The organism is Phytoactinopolyspora alkaliphila, assembly GCF_010550695.1.
GTDB classification, from domain to species: domain Bacteria; phylum Actinomycetota; class Actinomycetes; order Jiangellales; family Jiangellaceae; genus Phytoactinopolyspora; species Phytoactinopolyspora alkaliphila.
On the sequence record NZ_JAAGOB010000015.1, the window covers coordinates 38,821 to 55,766 of the forward strand.

General features: G+C 67.0%; 13 protein-coding genes. 10 read left to right on the top strand and 3 right to left on the bottom strand.

The genetic code is table 11. From position 1 onward, the window contains the following. Positions 1-92 precede the first annotated feature (92 nt). The gene (locus tag G1H11_RS21985) at positions 93-1,658 is read right to left on the bottom strand and encodes an alkaline phosphatase D family protein (protein ID WP_163820759.1); all 1,566 of its coding nucleotides are present in this window, start codon (positions 1,656-1,658) and stop codon (positions 93-95) included. 210 nt (positions 1,659-1,868) lie between these two features. Here G1H11_RS21985 and G1H11_RS21990 point away from each other — a divergent pair, with 210 nt between their 5' ends. The 5 genes from G1H11_RS21990 to G1H11_RS22010 all read left to right on the top strand — a co-directional run bounded on the left by G1H11_RS21990 (position 1,869) and on the right by G1H11_RS22010 (position 7,820). Beyond that, positions 1,869-2,900, top strand: a complete 1,032-nt coding sequence (locus tag G1H11_RS21990) for a substrate-binding domain-containing protein (RefSeq protein ID WP_163820760.1) — start codon at positions 1,869-1,871, stop codon at positions 2,898-2,900. Positions 2,901-3,015: 115 nt separating this feature from the next. Next, positions 3,016-4,320, top strand: coding sequence for an ABC transporter substrate-binding protein (locus G1H11_RS21995; protein ID WP_163820761.1), 1,305 nt, complete (start codon positions 3,016-3,018; stop codon positions 4,318-4,320). Further along, positions 4,304-5,263, top strand: coding sequence for a carbohydrate ABC transporter permease (locus tag G1H11_RS22000; protein ID WP_163820762.1), 960 nt, complete (start codon positions 4,304-4,306; stop codon positions 5,261-5,263). Before G1H11_RS21995 ends, G1H11_RS22000 begins: the two co-directional genes overlap by 17 nt. A 65-nt stretch (positions 5,264-5,328) precedes the next feature. After that, positions 5,329-6,141, top strand: a complete 813-nt coding sequence (locus G1H11_RS22005) for an ABC transporter permease subunit (RefSeq protein WP_163820763.1) — start codon at positions 5,329-5,331, stop codon at positions 6,139-6,141. A 59-nt stretch (positions 6,142-6,200) separates the two neighbouring features. Further along, positions 6,201-7,820 carry an FAD-dependent oxidoreductase gene (locus tag G1H11_RS22010; RefSeq protein WP_163820764.1) on the top strand — a complete coding sequence of 540 codons (1,620 nt, stop codon included), beginning with the start codon at positions 6,201-6,203 and terminating at the stop codon, positions 7,818-7,820. 2 nt (positions 7,821-7,822) lie between these two features. On the opposite strand, the gene ppk2 is transcribed toward G1H11_RS22010, so the two are convergent. Together ppk2 and G1H11_RS22020 are read right to left on the bottom strand one after the other, a co-directional pair. Continuing rightward, positions 7,823-8,665 carry a polyphosphate kinase 2 gene (ppk2, locus tag G1H11_RS22015; RefSeq protein ID WP_163820765.1) on the bottom strand — a complete coding sequence of 281 codons (843 nt, stop codon included), beginning with the start codon at positions 8,663-8,665 and terminating at the stop codon, positions 7,823-7,825. 120 nt (positions 8,666-8,785) lie between these two features. Then, a complete protein-coding gene (locus G1H11_RS22020; RefSeq protein ID WP_163820766.1) occupies positions 8,786-11,068 on the bottom strand; it encodes an outer membrane protein assembly factor BamB family protein in 2,283 nt (760 codons plus the stop codon). A gap of 242 nt (positions 11,069-11,310) precedes the next feature. On the opposite strand from G1H11_RS22020, the gene G1H11_RS22025 reads away from it, so the two are divergent. The 5 genes from G1H11_RS22025 (at position 11,311) to G1H11_RS22045 (ending at position 16,936) form a co-directional block, all read left to right on the top strand. Further along, the gene (locus G1H11_RS22025; protein WP_216844022.1) at positions 11,311-12,486 is read left to right on the top strand and encodes an exo-beta-N-acetylmuramidase NamZ family protein; all 1,176 of its coding nucleotides are present in this window, start codon (positions 11,311-11,313) and stop codon (positions 12,484-12,486) included. An 86-nt stretch (positions 12,487-12,572) separates the two neighbouring features. After that, entirely contained in the window at positions 12,573-13,439 is an 867-nt protein-coding gene (locus G1H11_RS22030) for a MurR/RpiR family transcriptional regulator (protein ID WP_216844023.1), read from the top strand. A 109-nt stretch (positions 13,440-13,548) separates the two neighbouring features. Beyond that, positions 13,549-14,247 carry a PIG-L family deacetylase gene (locus G1H11_RS22035; protein ID WP_163820768.1) on the top strand — a complete coding sequence of 233 codons (699 nt, stop codon included), beginning with the start codon at positions 13,549-13,551 and terminating at the stop codon, positions 14,245-14,247. 14 nt (positions 14,248-14,261) lie between these two features. Beyond that, positions 14,262-15,254: a GNAT family N-acetyltransferase gene (locus G1H11_RS22040; RefSeq protein WP_163820769.1), complete on the top strand. Its 993-nt coding sequence runs from the start codon at positions 14,262-14,264 to the stop codon at positions 15,252-15,254. Further along, entirely contained in the window at positions 15,251-16,936 is a 1,686-nt protein-coding gene (locus G1H11_RS22045) for an ABC transporter substrate-binding protein (RefSeq protein WP_163820770.1), read from the top strand. The genes G1H11_RS22040 and G1H11_RS22045 overlap by 4 nt, the downstream gene beginning before the upstream one ends. The last annotated feature ends 10 nt before the right edge of the window (positions 16,937-16,946 follow it).

Sequence of the window (16,946 nt, forward strand, 5' to 3'; positions counted from 1 at the left end):
TACCGCTCACAGCCGTCCCCTCCGATGATCATTGACGTTCGCGCACCCGATCGGGTCAAGGAAAGCCAATGATCACGGGAGAGGGAGCGCGGTCAGGCCTGTTCAGCCCCCGGGCGGCCGTTCTCCACCACAAAGCTGGCGCGCGTACTGATGGGGGCATCCGGCTCTGAAACGTACGGAACGACCCGGAAATCGTTGACGAGCTCGTCCGGTGTGACGGTGACCCGGCTGTATCCGCGCTGGAAGTTACAGAACTTCATGTGCGGGTTGGCCGCGAGGTATCCCTCTCCGACGGGGAGCATGTCCGCACCGTCGCGACCGCTGCTGATCGACGTTCCGACGATCTCCGTGCCGACCACGGGCGAGTTGGGAACGTTGTAGTCGGCCTTCAGATCCATGACGTAGTTGCTGTGCCGGTCGCCGGTGACCACAACGAGATTGTCGACCTCGCGCTCGTGCGCCTCCGTGAGCAGTCGGTCGCGCTCGACGACGTAGGCGTCCCACGAAGACGGGAACCACTGCTCGACGTCCGGGTCGGGGTTGCGGTCCAGCTGGGCCATCGGCATCTGGTTACCGATGATCTGCCAGCGCGCCGACGACGACGAGAACCCATCGATCAGCCAGTCGGCCTGACGTCCACCGAGCATAGTGGCGTTCGGGTCGAACCGACCGTCCCGGGCCGATTGGTACTGCCGTGAGTCGAGCATGGTGAAGTCGGCCAGGACACCGTACGCGAGCCGACGGTGGATGCGGACATCCGGGCCGGATGGCATCTGGTCGTGCCGCAGCGGCAGATTCTCGTACATCGCCTGGAAGGCCATGGCCCGGCGCTGCCGGAACACGGCAGGGTCCTGGTCCGGCCTCGAGGGGTCGGCGCCTGCCCAGTTGTTCACGATCTCATGGTCGTCGAACGTGGTCAGCCACGGACAGCTGGCGTGTGCAGCCTGGAGGTGCACATCGGCTTTGTACAGCGCGTACTGCAGGCGGTAGTCGGTCAGATCGTGGCACTCGCCCAGCATGTACTCCGGCAGCGGGTTGCCGTCGTGGTCGGTGGTGAAGCCGTACGACTGCTCGTAGATGTAGTCGCCGAGGTGTACCACGAGATCAAGGTCCTCGTTGACCATGTGCTGGAAGGCGGTGTAGTGGCCCCCGTGATAGCTCTGGCACGATGCGAAGGCGAACGACAAGGAGTCCGGCATCGCTCCAGGCGCAGGTGCGGTGCGAGTGCGTCCGATCGGCGAGATCTCTGATCCCACCCGGAACCGGTACCAGTAATGGCGGCCCGGCTCCAGGCCGTGAACTTCCGGGTGCACCGAGTGGCCCAGTTCCGGCGTCGCGAATGCCACCCCAGCGCGTATGACCGAGGAGAAGCGTTCGTCCGCGGCCACCTGGTACTGGACAGGGATGGCACGGTCCGGCATACCGCCCATGCCGTCGGGCGCGAACGGTTCGACCGCCAGCCGGGTCCACAGGACCACGCTGCCGGGAGCCGGATCGCCCGAGGCCACACCAAGGGTGAACGGGTTGCCCCGCAGACGGGGCGCGGCCGAGGAAGCGCTCCACCAGCCGGTGCCCAGCATGACGGCGGCTGCGCCCGCGCTGGAGTAGCCCAGGAACCGGCGGCGGCTGATCGAGCGAGGTCTGCCGGGTGAGTTCATCGTGACTCCTTACCAGAGGGCCGGCCCAGATCCGGCCGTATGCCGCGAAATGCTGTCCGCATTAGTGGGCACCTGTCAAGGTTCTAATACAAATTAGATTTGCTGTCTACGGCCCATACTCTTTCGAGAGTAGGGGTCTATGCATCTCTTGACAGAGCGCAGACACATCCCTAGATTAGCCGTCTAATTCGAATTGGAAGGAACTCAGACGTGACGGGTCGGCCACGGCAAAGTGACATCGCGAAGCTCGCGGGCGTCTCACAGACGACGGTCTCGCTGACGCTCAACGGCAAGACGGCCGAGCACGGAATCAACAACGAGACCGAGCAGAAGATCATGGCGGCTGCCCGTCAGCTTGGCTACGTACCCAACGTCACGGCCCGGGCATTGCGCGGCGGACGGAACGGCCTGATCGGCGTCCACGCGTTCGAGCCACTGTTCCCCACCAGTAAGGAGTCCTACTACGAGGAGATCATGATCGGCATCGAGCAGCAGGCCATCCGGTCCGGGCAGGACCTCGTCCTGTTCACCTCGATGCACCAGGACGAGGGCCCGGCAAGCATCTTTCACGAGGGGCGCAACCGGCTGCGCATTGCCGACGGCGCCATCATTCTGGGCTTCGACGAGCACGACGACGAACTGGCACGACTGGCGGCAGAGGGCTTTCCTTTCGTCTTCATCGGCCGGCGGGAGAAGGCAGCCGCACTGATGCCCTACGTGACAGCCGACTACGTCACCGCGGTCTCTGACCTGATGAGGCTGATCCACCGGCACGGACATCGCCGCGTCGCCTATATCGGCGTGCCAGACAATGTCATGCCCCGACTCGAACGGCGGCACAGCTTCCGGATGGCCTGCACCGACCTGGATCTGACCATCGTCGACTCGACGCTCGCCAACTACGGCGAGCTGGATCCAGGATGGCTGGAGCGCCTACTCGACGGCGGCACCACCGCGTTGCTGGTGGAGAGCACATCACACCTGGAAGAGATTGCCGCGCTCTGCGCCGGCGCGGGTGTCGAAATCCCGGACCGGCTTTCTGTCGTGGGGCTGGACTCGATCAACAACAGCCCGGCGATCAGCCGCCGCTGGACCCACTTGACGGTTCCCCGGCTGCCCATCGGTGCCCGAGCGGTCGAACTCCTGCTCGAGGTCCTGGACGGCCAGCACGAGCTCACGTACCACGAGCGGCTGCCCTGTGGCTTCGAACCGGGAGTGACACTCGCCCGGCCGCCAGCGTGAAGTCGCACCGAATCCCCGCGGGCCTCTACTCCGGCCAGTCAGCCCAGATCGTCGGCCGCAGGTCCGCCCTGCACAGCCGAAACACCTCACTTCGCCCATACGGAGGATCATCACGATGAGAAGAGTCCGGAACGTACCCACCGGCGTGCTGGCCGGCTGCCTGGCCGTGTCCCTGGTGGCCGCGTGTGGCGGCGACACCGCCACCGATGAAGGCGGCGGCACGCTGACCGTCTGGTTCCCCGGCAACAGCGAAGCGGAGATGGCGCTGGTCAACGAGACCATCGTTCCTGCGTTCGAGGAAGAGACCGGCGCCGACGTCGAGGTGACCTATGTCGACTGGGCGGACATGTCACCGAAACTCAACACCGCCTTCGCCGCCGGCACGGCCCCGGACGTCATCGGTCACGGCGTCGCCGCCACAGCGGACCTGGCACACAACGATCGGATCGAGGACCTCACACCCTACGTCGAGGAGCTCGACGCCGCTCTGCGTGAGGACATGAGCGCCGCTCTTCCGGGCGGCGAGATCAGCGGGAACCAGTACATCATTCCGCTGATGATGACGCTGCGCATGATCGTGTACAGCGGTGCGGATTTCGAGGAGGCCGGACTGGACCCGGACGCACCACCGCAGTCCTGGGAAGACGTGAAGGCCGCTGCTGAGCAGCTGACGGTACGCGAGGGCGACAAGATCACGCGCGCCGGCCTCGTGGTCCCCAGTGACCCGATCGGGGCGCAGCAGGCGTTCGGCACATTCCTGTGGTCCAACGGCGGCGAGTTCCTTGATGAGGATGGCACCACGGTGCTCATGGACTCTTCCGAGGCCGTGGACGCACTCGAGTACTACGTCGGCCTCTATCAGGGCTCCGACGCCGTCGACAACACGCTGGGCGCCACCTGGGCGAGCTCGCCCGATGCCCAGCAACCCATCGCGACAAGCCAAGCGTCGATGCAGCTCAGCAATGCCGGTGATATCGGCAAGTATCAGGACGCGGCGCCGGATCGAGACCTGCGGCTCATGATGCCACCGGCGTTCGAAGGCCACGAGCCACGCGCGTTCGGTGGCCCCGCCAACGGCCTCATGATCAACAAGGACAGCAGTCAGAAGGAACTGGCGTGGGACTTCATCGCCTACATGATCGACCCTGACATCAACCTCGACTACGCCGAGGCGCTGGGCGCGCTGCCTGTCCATGCCTCCGCGGTCGACTCGGATTACGTGTCCTCCAACCCCGAGCTCGCCAAGGCCGTCGAGGCGCTGCCAGCCAATCATCCCAACCCCAACGTTCCCGGCTGGGTCCAGATGCGCGACGCCATGGGCCAGCACCTGGAGCGTGCCCTGCACGGCGAGGTCGGTGCCGCAGAAGCACTGGAGCGCGCCACGGCCGAAGTGGAAAAGATCGTTGACGCCGGCTCCTGACTCGTCGCCCGCGGCGGACAGGGTGGCGGTCATCAAGCCGCGCCCGAACCGCCGCGGGCGGCCCGCCAGGCAGCGGTTGCACAGCCGCCAGGCCAGGTTCGGTCTCCTATTCGTCGTCCCTGCCACGCTGTACGTGGCGATCTTCCAGCTGGGGCCGGTGCTTTACGGCCTGGTGTTGAGTTTCAGTCAGTACAGTCCCCTCAGCAGGTCCGGCCCGCAGTTCATCGGCCTGGACAACTATCGCGGCCTCTACGGTGATCCGGAGTTCGCCCGCGCCATGGCGATCACGGGCCGATACGTCCTGCAGGTGCTTCCCCCTACGGTCGTCATCGCACTCGGTCTCGCGTTACTGTCCAACCGCGCGTTCCGCGGCGTGGGGCTGTTCCGGACAGCCATGTACGTCCCGCACGTCATATCACTCACGGCCGTGAGCATGATCTGGCTCTGGATCTACTCGGACCAAGGACTGGTCAACGAGGTTCTGGCGTTCTTCGGCATGTCCGAGCAACGGTGGCTGGCAACCGAAAGCGGCGCGCTGAACGCCGCATCGGCTATGCGGGTATGGAAGGCGTTGGGCAGCAATATGGTGCTCCTCCTGGCCGGCCTTCAGACCGTGCCGAAGGATCTCTACGAGGCGGCACGTGTCGACGGCGCCAACGCCTGGCAGCAGTTCCGTGCCGTCACGCTGCCAGGGTTGCGTCCGATGCTTACCTACGTGGTGGCCATGGACATCATCTACCTGGCGCAGGGCTTCACCGAGATCTTCGTGCTGACCCAGGGTGGCCCGTACGGCAGCACCACCACCGTGAACTACCTGATCTACACCGAGGCTTTTCAGTACAACGACATGGGGAGCGCCTCGGCCATGGCCTTCGTCCTGTTTGCGTTCATCGCCGGTCTGTCGATCATCGCCATCCGAGTGGGCCAGGGAAGGAGACCGTGACCATGCTCCTCACCCGCCGGGCGCGCCGATCGCGGCCATGGCCGCGGATCGCTGTCCTAGCCTTCGTGACCGCCCTTGTACTGCTGCCCTTTCTGTGGATGATCAGTCTGGCCTTCACCAAGGAGGGCCAGGCGATGTCGGGGATCAGCCTCATACCGGAACAGCCGACACTGGAGAACTTCTCCGTCGCAGTCCAGGCTGCGAATCTCCGCCAGGCCTTCGCCAACTCCACCATCGTCACCACCGTCGCGGTGGCCACCAACTGCGTAGTGCCGGTGATCGCCGGGTACGCCTTCGCGCATCTGCCGTTCCGCGGCAGCAAGGTCCTCTTCTACATCCTGGTCTCCACTGCGGCGATTCCGGTGTCCGTGACGTTGATCCCGCTGTTCCTGATGGCGAAGAACTTCCCGTTCGCCGGCGGGAACGACGTGTTGGGGCAGGGCGGGAGCGGGCTGCTCGACTCGGTGGGTGGACTGATGCTGCCGTATCTGGTCGCCACCATGAACATCTTTCTGTCCCGGCAGTACTTCGCCGGGATGGACAGGGACTTCGCCGAGGCAGCACGGATCGACGGCGCAAGTGAGCTGCGCATCTTCACGCGCGTCTACCTGCCGATGGCCCGCCCTCTGATAGCCCTCGTGGCAGTGTTCTCCTTCACCGGCGTATGGGACGACTTCCTGTGGCCGCTGGTTGTGTCGACGTCCGCCAAGAGCACCACGGTTCAGCTGGCCATCACCACCTTCGCTTCGACCGGAAATGTCAAGTACGGCGCTCTTATGGCGGCGACCATCCTGGTCAGCGTTCCGGTCCTGCTGGTGTTCCTGTTCAACCAACGAGGGTTCATCGCAGGACTGTCGGAAGGCGGCATCAAGGGCTGAACAGTGGCCATGACCTGGCCTGGCAATCACACGAGACGCACCCGAATACGAGGAAACACGTGCCACATCAGACTTCAGACATACTCATCGTCGGCGGGGGGCTTGGAGGAGTCGGCGCCGCCCGCGCCGCCCTCCTGCTCGGCCGATCGGTGACGCTCACCACGTCGGGCGACTGGCTCGGCGGGCAGCTCACCGGCCAGGGTGTACCTCCCGACGAGCACCCGTGGATCGAGCTCGACTTCATATCGGCGGGCTATCGCGAACTCCGCACCGGCATCCGGGACTTCTACCGCCGCAACTACCCGTTGACGCCGGCGGCCCGGGCAGACGAGCGGCTGAACCCCGGCCGAGGCTTCGTCTCAGCGCTGTGCCACGAACCACGAGTGGGCGCCGCCGTCCTCGAAGAGCTGCTCTCCCCATGGGTGGCCAGTGGAGCCCTGACCATCCTTTGGCACCACGAGCCGGTAGCGGCCTGCCGAGCGGGCGACCGTGTGACGTCGGTGACCTTCCATGACCGGCAGGCGAACGTGCGCAGGGAGGTGACCGGCACGTTCGTGCTCGACGCCACGGAACTCGGGGATGTGCTCCAGCTCGCCGGGATTCCACACGTGGTCGGCGCGGAGTCGCGCGCTCAGACCGGCGAGATGCACGCGCCCGACGACGCGGACCCCATGGACCAGCAGGCCATCACCTGGTGCGCCGCCGTCGAGTACCGCGCAGGCGAGTCCCATGTGATCGACGAGCCCGAGGGATACCGGTACTGGCGGGACACGGCGGACCCGCGGTGGCCTGGCCCACAGCTGTCCTGGACCGATGTCCATCCCGTCACCCTCGAACGAAGGGACCGGCCGCTCTTCCTGGGCGATCCCGACGACGCCGCACACCGTGACGACCGTGACCTGTGGCACTACCGCCGGATACTGGCACGCCAGCATTTCGATCAGACCTTCACCGGTGGCGACGTCACACTGATCAACTGGCCACAGACCGACTACTGGGAGCTGCCGATCGTCGGCGTCGACGAGCAGACGCGCCGCACGGCGCTCCGGCGCGCGCGGGATCTGACGCTCTCTTTCGTGTACTGGATGCAGACGGAGGCGCCGCGCTCCGACGGCGGTCACGGATACCCCGAGCTGCGGCTGCGCGGCGACGTGCTCGGCACGGCGGACGGCCTCGCCAAGGATCCGTACGTGCGAGAGTCGCGGCGGATCAAGGCGCTGTTCACGGTGACCGAAGCCCACATCGGATGCGCCATGCGCGGTCCGCAAGCGGGCTCGGAGATCTTCGAGGACAGCGTCGGCATCGGCTACTACCGGATCGACCTGCACCCGTCCACGTCCGGACGCAACTACGTCGACATTGCCTCCTTCCCGTTCCAGATCCCGCTCGGTGCCCTGATCCCGGCGACGGTGTCCAACCTCCTTCCCGCGAACAAGAACATCGGCACCACACACATCACCAACGGTGCGTACCGGCTGCATCCGGTCGAGTGGTCGATCGGTGAGGCCGCGGGCGCTCTCGCCGCGCACTGCCTGGACACCGGCCGTACACCGGCCCAGATCCGGAACGACGGCGCTGATCTGCGCACGTTCCAGGGCGTGCTGGCTGACGCGCTCGGCGTCGGGTTGGCGTGGCCCGATGACATCCGGCGCACCGGATCGCCCGACAGCCAGGGCTGATACTACTGCAGTGATGCCGCGTGATCCGGGACATATGTCTGCATCTCCCGCGGCGGCCTCTCGTAGCCTGTGGACGCAGGCCGTGGCGGCAGTTCGATCGGCGGCAGCCGAACTTCGGAGTAGGCGAAGGTCGAGAGGAGATGAGCGATCATGTTGATCCGGGCCCGGCGCTTGTCGTCGCTCTCGACCACGCGCCACGGCGCCTCCGGGATGTCGGTATGGGTGAACATGTCGTCTTTGGCGCGGGAGTACTCCTCCCACCGGTTGATCGCCTCGACGTCCATCGGTGAGAGCTTCCAGCGACGCATCGGATCCTCCAGCCGAGACCGGAAGCGTCGTTCCTGCTCGTCGTCACTGACCGAAAACCAGTACTTGCGCAGTTCTATGCCGTCGTCGACCAGCAGCCGCTCGAAGATCGGGCATTCCCGGAAGAATCGTAAGTACTCCTCCCGGCTGCAGAACTCCATGACCCGTTCGACGCCCGCTCGGTTGTACCAGCTGCGGTCGAACAGCACGATCTCGCCGGCGGCGGGTAGATGCTCGACGTAGCGCTGGAAGTACCACTGTGTGCGCTGACGCTCCGTCGGGGCCGGCAAGGCGACGATCCTCGCGAACCGCGGATTCAGGTACTCGGTGACCCGCTTGATCGTGCTCCCTTTGCCCGCTGCGTCCCGGCCCTCGAAGACGATCACGACACGCGCGCCTTCGGCCCGGACCCATTCCTGAAGCTTGACCAGTTCTCCCTGGAGCCGATACAGCTCCTTCTTGTAGATCTTCTTAGGAAGCCGCGCGGCCCGGGCACCGGCATCGTCCTTCGTGGGCGCCGTGCTGTCCTTCTTCGCCACGTCGTACCTCCTCGTGCCACCCCGGCCCGCCCGGTGGCACCACCCTAGCGAGCGCGCGCATGCTCGGCTGCCCAGGCGCACGGATAGGCCGTGACGCCCGGGCAACTGTGTCCGCGGCCGTCAGCCAGGCAGCTCGATACCGCGCAGCAGGCCGTCCTGATCACCGAGCACCAGTGTCGAGTCCACGATCACCGGCGTGCTGAACGTGTTGGCCGGCCCCACCTGCCAGCGGTGCAAAATCTCGCCGGTAGCGAGGTCGATCCCGGCCAGCAGGCCGGTCGTGGCCACGATCCAGGCCGTGTCGCCTACTACTACCGGTCCGGCGTTAAGTGCCCGGGCGCCGAGCTCGGTTCTCCATTCGGCCTCGCCGGTGCGCGGGTCGACCAGCTGAATGCCGCCCCACTCGTCGACGAGGAGCAGACTGTCCTCAGCCACAAACGACGGCGGATACATGCACCCAGCGCTGATCTGCCAGCTCAGCTCACCGGTCTCCCGCCGCACAGCGAACGTCGTGGTGACGGTCGCGAACATGACGAGTCCGTCCGGCAGGAGCTCGACGGTGTCGTCCCATGGCCCGTAGATGAGGCGGCCGTACTGGTCGGTCCGGTCGGTGACGCTGAACGACCACACCCGCTCACCGCTCGCCGCGTCGAACGCGTACCCGTGCCCATCGCCGCCGCCGGTATAAACCAGATCGCCGTCACATGCCGCCCGTCCGGCGAAGATGCCGCCCACGTCCGACGACCAGACCGGCGCGCCGTCCGCGGACGTGACCGCGTGCAGGGCCGAGCCGGCGGAGAACAGCACTGCCTCGGTCTGGCCGATGGTGGCCGGCTGTGGTGTGCTGAGGACCGGGTCGCCGGCGTCGGCGCTCCACAATTGCTCACCGGAGCCGGCGTCCAGGGCGTAGAGGCGATGGTCCGCCGACGGCACGAAGACCGCGCCGCCGTCCTCGGAGAAGGCCGCCGCCCGGTAGACGGCTCCAACCTCGCGGCGCCACCTCACCTTGCCCCGGACGGCGTCGACGGCCGCCACCTCGCCACCGCTTGATCCAGCGACGACGACGCCGTCACGTTCCGCGAGCGCACCCTGGACGGCACCCGGCATCCGCAGGGTCCAGCGCTCCGTCGGCATGGCGGCGGAGGAGTCGGCGGGCTTCGTCTCGAAGAGTTCGGCCGCCTCATAGGTGGCGCCGTCGTCGCCGACCACACGCAGCTGCATACGATGCCGGCCGGGCGGCAGGTCCGCGGTATCGAGTCGGCCGGACCACCAGCGGCTTCGGCCCTCGGCAGTCAGGTCGATCCACGTGCCCGCACTGCGCCCACCGAACACGTGCTGCGGGTAGACCTGGGCGCGCACCACGGCCGGCCGGGCGTCGCGTCCGGCATCCACGCGAACCGTCATGCCGTCCCGGCCGGCGCGGTCGATCACCACCTTGCGTGGCGCGAGGAGACGGCCCTCACCGTCTCCGCTCAGCGGGATGCTCGTGAGCTCGCTGCGCGTCTCGGTACCCGCCACGTCCACCGTCACGGAGGTGACCTCCAGTACCGGATGGCCGTCGTCCACGTGACGTTCCACCCAGTAGTAGACGGCGTTGCGGCCGGCCGCGCCGGTCACCTGCGTAAAGCCGTTGAATCGGTAGACGCCTTCACGGTGGACGTGCCCGGCGAACACCGCCCGGACCGGGAGCCCCGCAACCGTCTCGAAGAAGGCGTCCTGGTCGTTGACGTAGTAGTGGTCGGCGCCGAACGGGAAATGCAGGAACAGGATGCTCGGTCCCGCAGATCGCAGGTCCGCGGCGAGCCAGTCGAGATGCTCCGGCCCGAAGTTGGCCGGCTCCTGCAGCAGCTGTGTGGGGTCCAGTCCGACCAGGTGCAGCCCGCCGGCGTCGAACGAGTACGGCGCGGGCCCGAAGAGCTCCCGGTACACCTGAGCCGCTTGCGCGTCCCACCGGACGTCGTGGTTTCCCGGCACATGCCTGATCCGGTCCACCACATCGCCGGGTATGGTCGCGAGGTACGCGTCGTAGGCGCTGCGGCCGCCGAAGTCGGTGATGTCGCCGCAGTTGAGCACGAAGGACGGCTCTCTCCGGCTGATCGACGCCAACACCACAGACAGCAAATCCATCCGCGCGGGCTGCTCCGGGTTGGCGTGGGTGTCGGTGACCACGGCGAATCGTAGATCCGCCTCGCCCTCGGGCTGTCCGTCCGCCGCGTGCGCGCGGCTGGCGAAGGAGGGCGCTCCCCCGATGACGGCCGGCCCGCCGACGATCCCAGCTCCGGCCAGCGCGAGGAGCCTGCGCCGGCTCAGTGTGCCTGGCGCCGCGGCGCCGATTCGAGCTCGCCGATGGTTGGACTCGTCGTCGTTGGTCGTGGCGGCGGACTGATCCGGTCGGGTCGTCATAGCGGCACCTTCCCGTGGTCTAGGAGTGGTCCATTGACCCTAGAAGGTGTGATCGATCTGTCAACGGCCTTGCGGCAAACGCCTCCGGACCCATCGGTGAAGAATGGGATGTTGGCCGCATCTCGAGCGGCACGCTACATGCGGGCCCGTAACTGATTGACGTAGATTTCAGACGTAGGTAACTTGCCAACGCCCACGCCAGACCCACGCCCCCACGCCCACGCCCACCCCGAGGATCCTCCGTGGACTTGCGAACACGCATCGGAGCCGAGAGGCTCTGCGCCGAGCCGACGTTGCTGAACGCCGAGCGCATCGGACTGGTGACGAACTACACCGGCGTCATGCCCGACCTCCGGCGCAGCATAGACGCCCTCGTGGCGGCCGGCGTGCCGGTCACCGCGCTCTTCGGCCCCGAGCACGGGTTGCGGGGCACCACGCAAGCCGGAGAGAGCGAGCCGGCCACCAGCGACCCGGAAAGCGGCCTGCCGCTGTTCGACACGTACCAGCATTCCGGCGCCGACCTGGACGCACTGGTGTCATCGGCCGGTATCGACGCGCTGCTGCTCGATCTCCAGGACATCGGGACCCGCTTCTACACCTACATCTGGACCATGTTCGATTTGCTGGTCTCCGCCGCCCGGCTGGACGTCCCGTTCGGCGTCCTGGACCGGCCGAATCCGCTCGGCGGTGGGTCGGTCGAAGGCCCTCTGCTGGATCCGTCGTTCGCGAGCTTCGTCGGGCGCACCCCCATCCCGGTTCGCCACGGCCTGACCATGGGAGAACTCGCCCGCCACTTGAACTCGGCTGCCGTCCCCCGAGCCGCCGGCCGGCCCGCCGAGCTCACGGTGGTCACCATGACCGGATGGGCGCGGCACACATACTTCGACGGAACCGGACTGCCCTGGGTGATGCCCTCCGTCAACATTCCGACGCCGGACACCGCGCTCGCCTACCCGGGTACCGGTCTGTTCGAGGGCACCAACCTGTCCGAAGGCCGGGGCACCACCCGCCCGTTCGAGCTGATCGGCGCGCCCTACGTCGACGGGAAGTGGGCCGCGGCGCTGAACGAGCGTGGGCTTCCGGGCGTCCGCTTCCGCGATGTCTCGTTCACGCCGACCTTCCACAAGTACGCCGGCGAGGTACTGCGTGGCGTGCAGCTTCACGTGAGCGATAGGGACGCCTTCAGGCCTGTGCGCACGGCGGTCACGATGCTGCACACGCTGCGGCTGCTGTATCCGGACGAGTTCGGCTGGCGGGCCGACGGGCCGGGCTTCAGCGGAACTCACTTCGTCGACCTGCTGTGGGGCAGCTCAGCTCTGCGCGACACCGTGGACGCCGGCGAGGATCCGGAACAGCTGCTTCACGGCACCGAAACCACGTATCCGAGCTGGGCCGGCGATGAGGTGCTTCTCTATTGAGAAGCGCGACACCAGTGGCAGATCCACCTGATCGAAGAGAGGCGAACATGGTGACCGACGCAGCGTCACGGGGGTGGTCCGGCGGCGTGCGACAGCATGTCCGCGCGCTTGTGCCCACCCTCGCACCAGCCGAACGACGGGTGGCCGAGGCCTTGCTCGCGGACCCGTCCGTCGTCGTCGAAAAGACGATCACCGAGGTGGCGCAGGCCTGCCAGACGTCCGAGACCACGGTGGTCCGGTTCTGCCGCACGGCCGGGTTCCGTGGCTACCCGGAACTGCGCCTCGCCGTCGCGACGGAGCTGGGGCGGGATCATGCGCGACGCCCGCAGGACCGGGCACCTGGCACCGACATCGGCCGCGACGACACCCTCGAAGACCTGGTCCGCAAAGTCGCCTACACCGACACCCGGGCCATCGAGGAGACCGTCGACGAGCTGGACCTCGGTACGCTCGCACAGGTGATCGAGGCGGTGGCCACCGCTCGCCGGATCTACCTGTTCGGACTCGGCGCGAGTACGTTCGCAGCGCAGGATCTCCAGCAGAAACTCCTGCGCATCGACCGGGTGGCGCTGTTCATCACCGACCCGCACCTGACCCTGGCCTCATCCGCCTTGATGACCGGCGACGACGTCGCGATAGCCCTGTCGCACACCGGAGACACCGCCGAGGTGGTCACCTGGCTGGGCGAAGCCCGGCGCCGGGACGCCACCACCATCGCGATCACCAACTACGCGAAGTCGCCGCTGAGCACCCACGCGCAGCTGACCCTCATCACCGCCGCGCAGGAGTCCCGGTTCCGGTCCGGCGCGATGGCCAGCAGGATCGCTCAGATGGCAGTGATCGACTGCGTCTACCTCGGCGTCGCACAGCGCACCTACGACGCATCGGTGGCCGCGCTGACCACCACGCACGACGTGGTCCACCCGAGTCACACCCCTCCTCCATCCCCGTAATCAGATCTCAACCAGGCAACCATTGACGTGGCACGGCTGCGTAGGTAAATTTCCAACCGAGTCGAACTTCTGTAACCTTTTGCCGCATGGCGAGACGAGGGCGGACACGGTGAGAACGCGCACCATCATGGCCATAGGCGGCCACATCGGAGACATGGATCTGGCCGCTGGACCGATCCTCGCCCAAGCTGTCAGAGACGGCGGCCGCGCTGTCCTCGTCGCGCTGACCCCGGGAGAACGGGGCCATCCCCGCCTCGGTGTGGACGAGTACCGCGAGCAGAAGATCGCCGAGGGCACAGCGTTCGCCGCCGCCATCGGCGCCGAGTTCCATGTCTTCGACGACATCTCCGACGGGTTCCTGCAGCCCACGGACGACGTCGCCGCCCGCCTCGCCCGGCTGATCCGCGCGACCAAGCCGGACACGCTGCTCGCACACTGGCAGCACAGCATCCACACCGACCACGAGCACGCGTCCACCCTCGCCGAGCGCGCCCGGTTCCTGGCCGGCCTGCCCGGCTGGGCGCCAGCGGACGGCGAGCGGCACGGCGTCACGCGCCTCCTGTACACGGAGAACTGGGAGGACGATCGTGGGTTCGCGGCGGACTCCTACGTCCCCATCTCCACCGAGGCGTTCGACGCGTGGCACGCCGCCATCAGCGGTCAGGCCTTCGCCCGCGGCGAGACGTACGGGTTCCGCTACATCGACTACTACACCGCTCAGCTCACCATGCGCGGATGCCTGGCGCGCACCGGCCGAGCCGTCGCTCTGTCCAGTGGCGACGGCAGCCGCTTCACGGTCATCGACTGAGCCGGAGGCCATTGATGAACGACGTCACATACCGCACCTTCGCGCGCGGAGACACCGGCCCGCTCGTCGAGCTGATCGCGCGCGGCATGCCCCACGACGCCGTGTCCCGCGATTGGTTCACCGAGTTCGTTCTCCTCGACCCCAACTTCGATCCGGACGGCCTGATCGTCGCCGCCGACACCACGTCAGGCCGGCCTGTGGGCTTCGTCTACGCGGTGCGTGGCACGGGTAGCACGGGCATACCGGTCGACCCGGACGGCGGGTGGGTGACCATCGGCGTCGTCGATCCGGATGTTCGCCGGTGCGGCATCGGCACCGAGCTGATCAGCCGTGCCACCGAGTTCCTGCGCTCGGCTGGTGCGGCCTGGACGGTCTACTCCGGCTACCCGCCGGCGTATTTCCTGCCCGGTCTCGACGCCGAGCTGTACCCGGACGGGCTGCGCCTGCTCGAGCGAGCCGGGTTCCGCACCGTGTCCCGGCCGGTGGCCATGTCCCTGAGCCTGAGCGGTTTCACCGTGCCCGACGCCGTCAGTGACCTACGCGCCACCCGCGAGGCCGAGGGCTACACATTTGGACCTGCCACCGGCGACGACCTACCCGATGTCATGGCCTTCGCCCGGGACGAGATCGCCTCGGACTGGGGTGAGGTCATCCGCTCGGCTGTGGTCCGCTCCGGGCGGCCGGAACGCGTGGTACTGGCCCGGACGCCCGACAACGCCGTCGCCGGCTTCGCCATCTACGGCGCCTACCGCGGCGTCGTCGAACGGTTCGGACCGTTCGGCGTCGCTGAGCAGCTACGCGGACTCGGCCTCGGCAAGATCATCCTGCACGAAACGCTGCGGAACATGCGCGACGAGGGCGCCACCGACGCCTGGTTCCTCTGGACCGGCCCGGAGACCCCGGCCGGCCGTCTCTACCTCAGCACCGGCTTCTCCATCACCCGAACCTTCCATGTCATGCGGGCGGACCTGAGTCTGTCCGGCGACAACGAGGAGACCAACCGATGACCATCCGACGAACCACAACAGCCGTGGCCACCGGCGTGATCGCCGGCGCTCTGCTGCTCAGCGCCTGCGGGGGCGGTGACGACGGCAGCGGCGGCGAGGGTGGCGGCAGCGGCGACGGCCAGCCCGGCGGCGAGGTCAGGCCCGTCACCATCCACGCCACCAGCGCGAATCAGTTCGAGACGCAGTTCAACCCGCTGCTCGCGACGTACAACCAGGGCACTCGCGGATTCATCTACGAGCCCCTGACGGTGTTCACCGCGATGGACCCCGGCAACGGCAAGCCGTGGCTGGCCGAGTCGATGGAGTTCAACGAGGACGGCACCGCGGTGACGTTCAGTCTCCGCCCGGACGTCACCTGGTCCGACGGTGAGGCGTTCACGGCCGACGACGTCGTGTTCACCTTCGAGACCATGCGTGACGAGCCCGCGACGAATGCCGGCGCGCTGCCGATCGCGTCCGCAAGCGCCGTCGACGACCTCACCGCCGAGGTGACCTTCGACAGCCCGGTATTCGCACTCGAGCCGTCGATCGGCAACATCACTCCGGTGCCGGAGCACATCTTCGCCGACGAGACGGTGGCGGAGTTCACCAATCCGGAGCCGGTCGGCACGGGGCCGTTCGTTCTCTCGGACTTCACCCAGCAGCTGTATACGCTCGAGGCGAACCCCAGTTACTGGAACGCCGACGAGGTGGATGTCCAGGAGGTGCGCTATCCGGCCTCTACGACCCAGACATTCAACACGTCCCTGCAAGCCGGCGAGTTCGACTGGTCCGGCGGCTTCGTCGCCAATATCGACCAGATCTTCGTCGGCCAGGACCCGGAGCACAACCACTACTGGTATCCGGGCGACGGGCTGGTGAACCTCCTGGTCAACCTTCAAAAGGAACCATTCTCCGATGTGGAGTTGCGCAAGGCGATCAGCCTTGCGATCGACCGTGAGGCACTCTCCACCACCGCCATGCAGGGCTACAACCCGCCGGCACACCCCACGGGCCTCCCTCTGCCGGCCTTCGAGTCCTTCCTCGAACCGGACCGGGCCGGTGACACCTTCACGCGCGACGTCGAGCAGGCGAACAGCATTCTGGACGCGGCCGGATACGAGGAAGGCGACGACGGCGTGCGGGTCGCCCCGGACGGTGAGCGGATGTCCTACGACCTGCACATCCCGTCCGACTGGGTGGACTGGGTGTCCATCGCCACGTTGCTCCAGGAACAGCTTGCCGACATCGGCATCGAAGCGGCACCGCAGGGCGTCTCGTTCGAGGCGTGGTTGCAGGGGCGCAACTCCGGAACGTACAGCATGACCATCGCCTCCGCGGTGGGCGGCGCGTCGCCGTACTTCCTGTATCGCGCCTTCATGAGCTCGGAGTACCAGGTGGAGCCCGGTGAGGACGCCGCCCAGAACTTCAACCGCTGGTACGACGACACCACCGACGACTACTTCGACGCGTACGAGGCGAGCGACGACGAGGCGGAGCGGCTCGAAGCGATCCACGGCCTGCAGGGGATCGTCGCCGAGCAGCTTCCCCTGATCCCGCTGCTGCAGAGCCCCAACTGGTTCCAGTACCGCACCGAGTTCTGGGAGGGCTGGCCGAGTGAGGACAACCCGTACGCGCTGCCCGCGCCATACCAGTACCCGGACAACCTTCTTGTCATCACCAACCTGACGCCAGCCGGCTGACGAGGACGCG

Excerpts from the sequence above, each read along its gene's own strand:
- G1H11_RS22040 (WP_163820769.1), top strand. The coding sequence starts at position 14,262 with ATGAACGACGTCACATACCGCACCTTCGCGCGCGGAGACACCGGCCCG.
- G1H11_RS21985 (WP_163820759.1), bottom strand. The coding sequence starts at position 1,658 with ATGAACTCACCCGGCAGACCTCGCTCGATCAGCCGCCGCCGGTTCCTG.
- G1H11_RS22020 (WP_163820766.1), bottom strand. The coding sequence starts at position 11,068 with ATGACGACCCGACCGGATCAGTCCGCCGCCACGACCAACGACGACGAG.
- G1H11_RS21995 (WP_163820761.1), top strand. The coding sequence starts at position 3,016 with ATGAGAAGAGTCCGGAACGTACCCACCGGCGTGCTGGCCGGCTGCCTG.
- G1H11_RS22045 (WP_163820770.1), top strand. The coding sequence starts at position 15,251 with ATGACCATCCGACGAACCACAACAGCCGTGGCCACCGGCGTGATCGCC.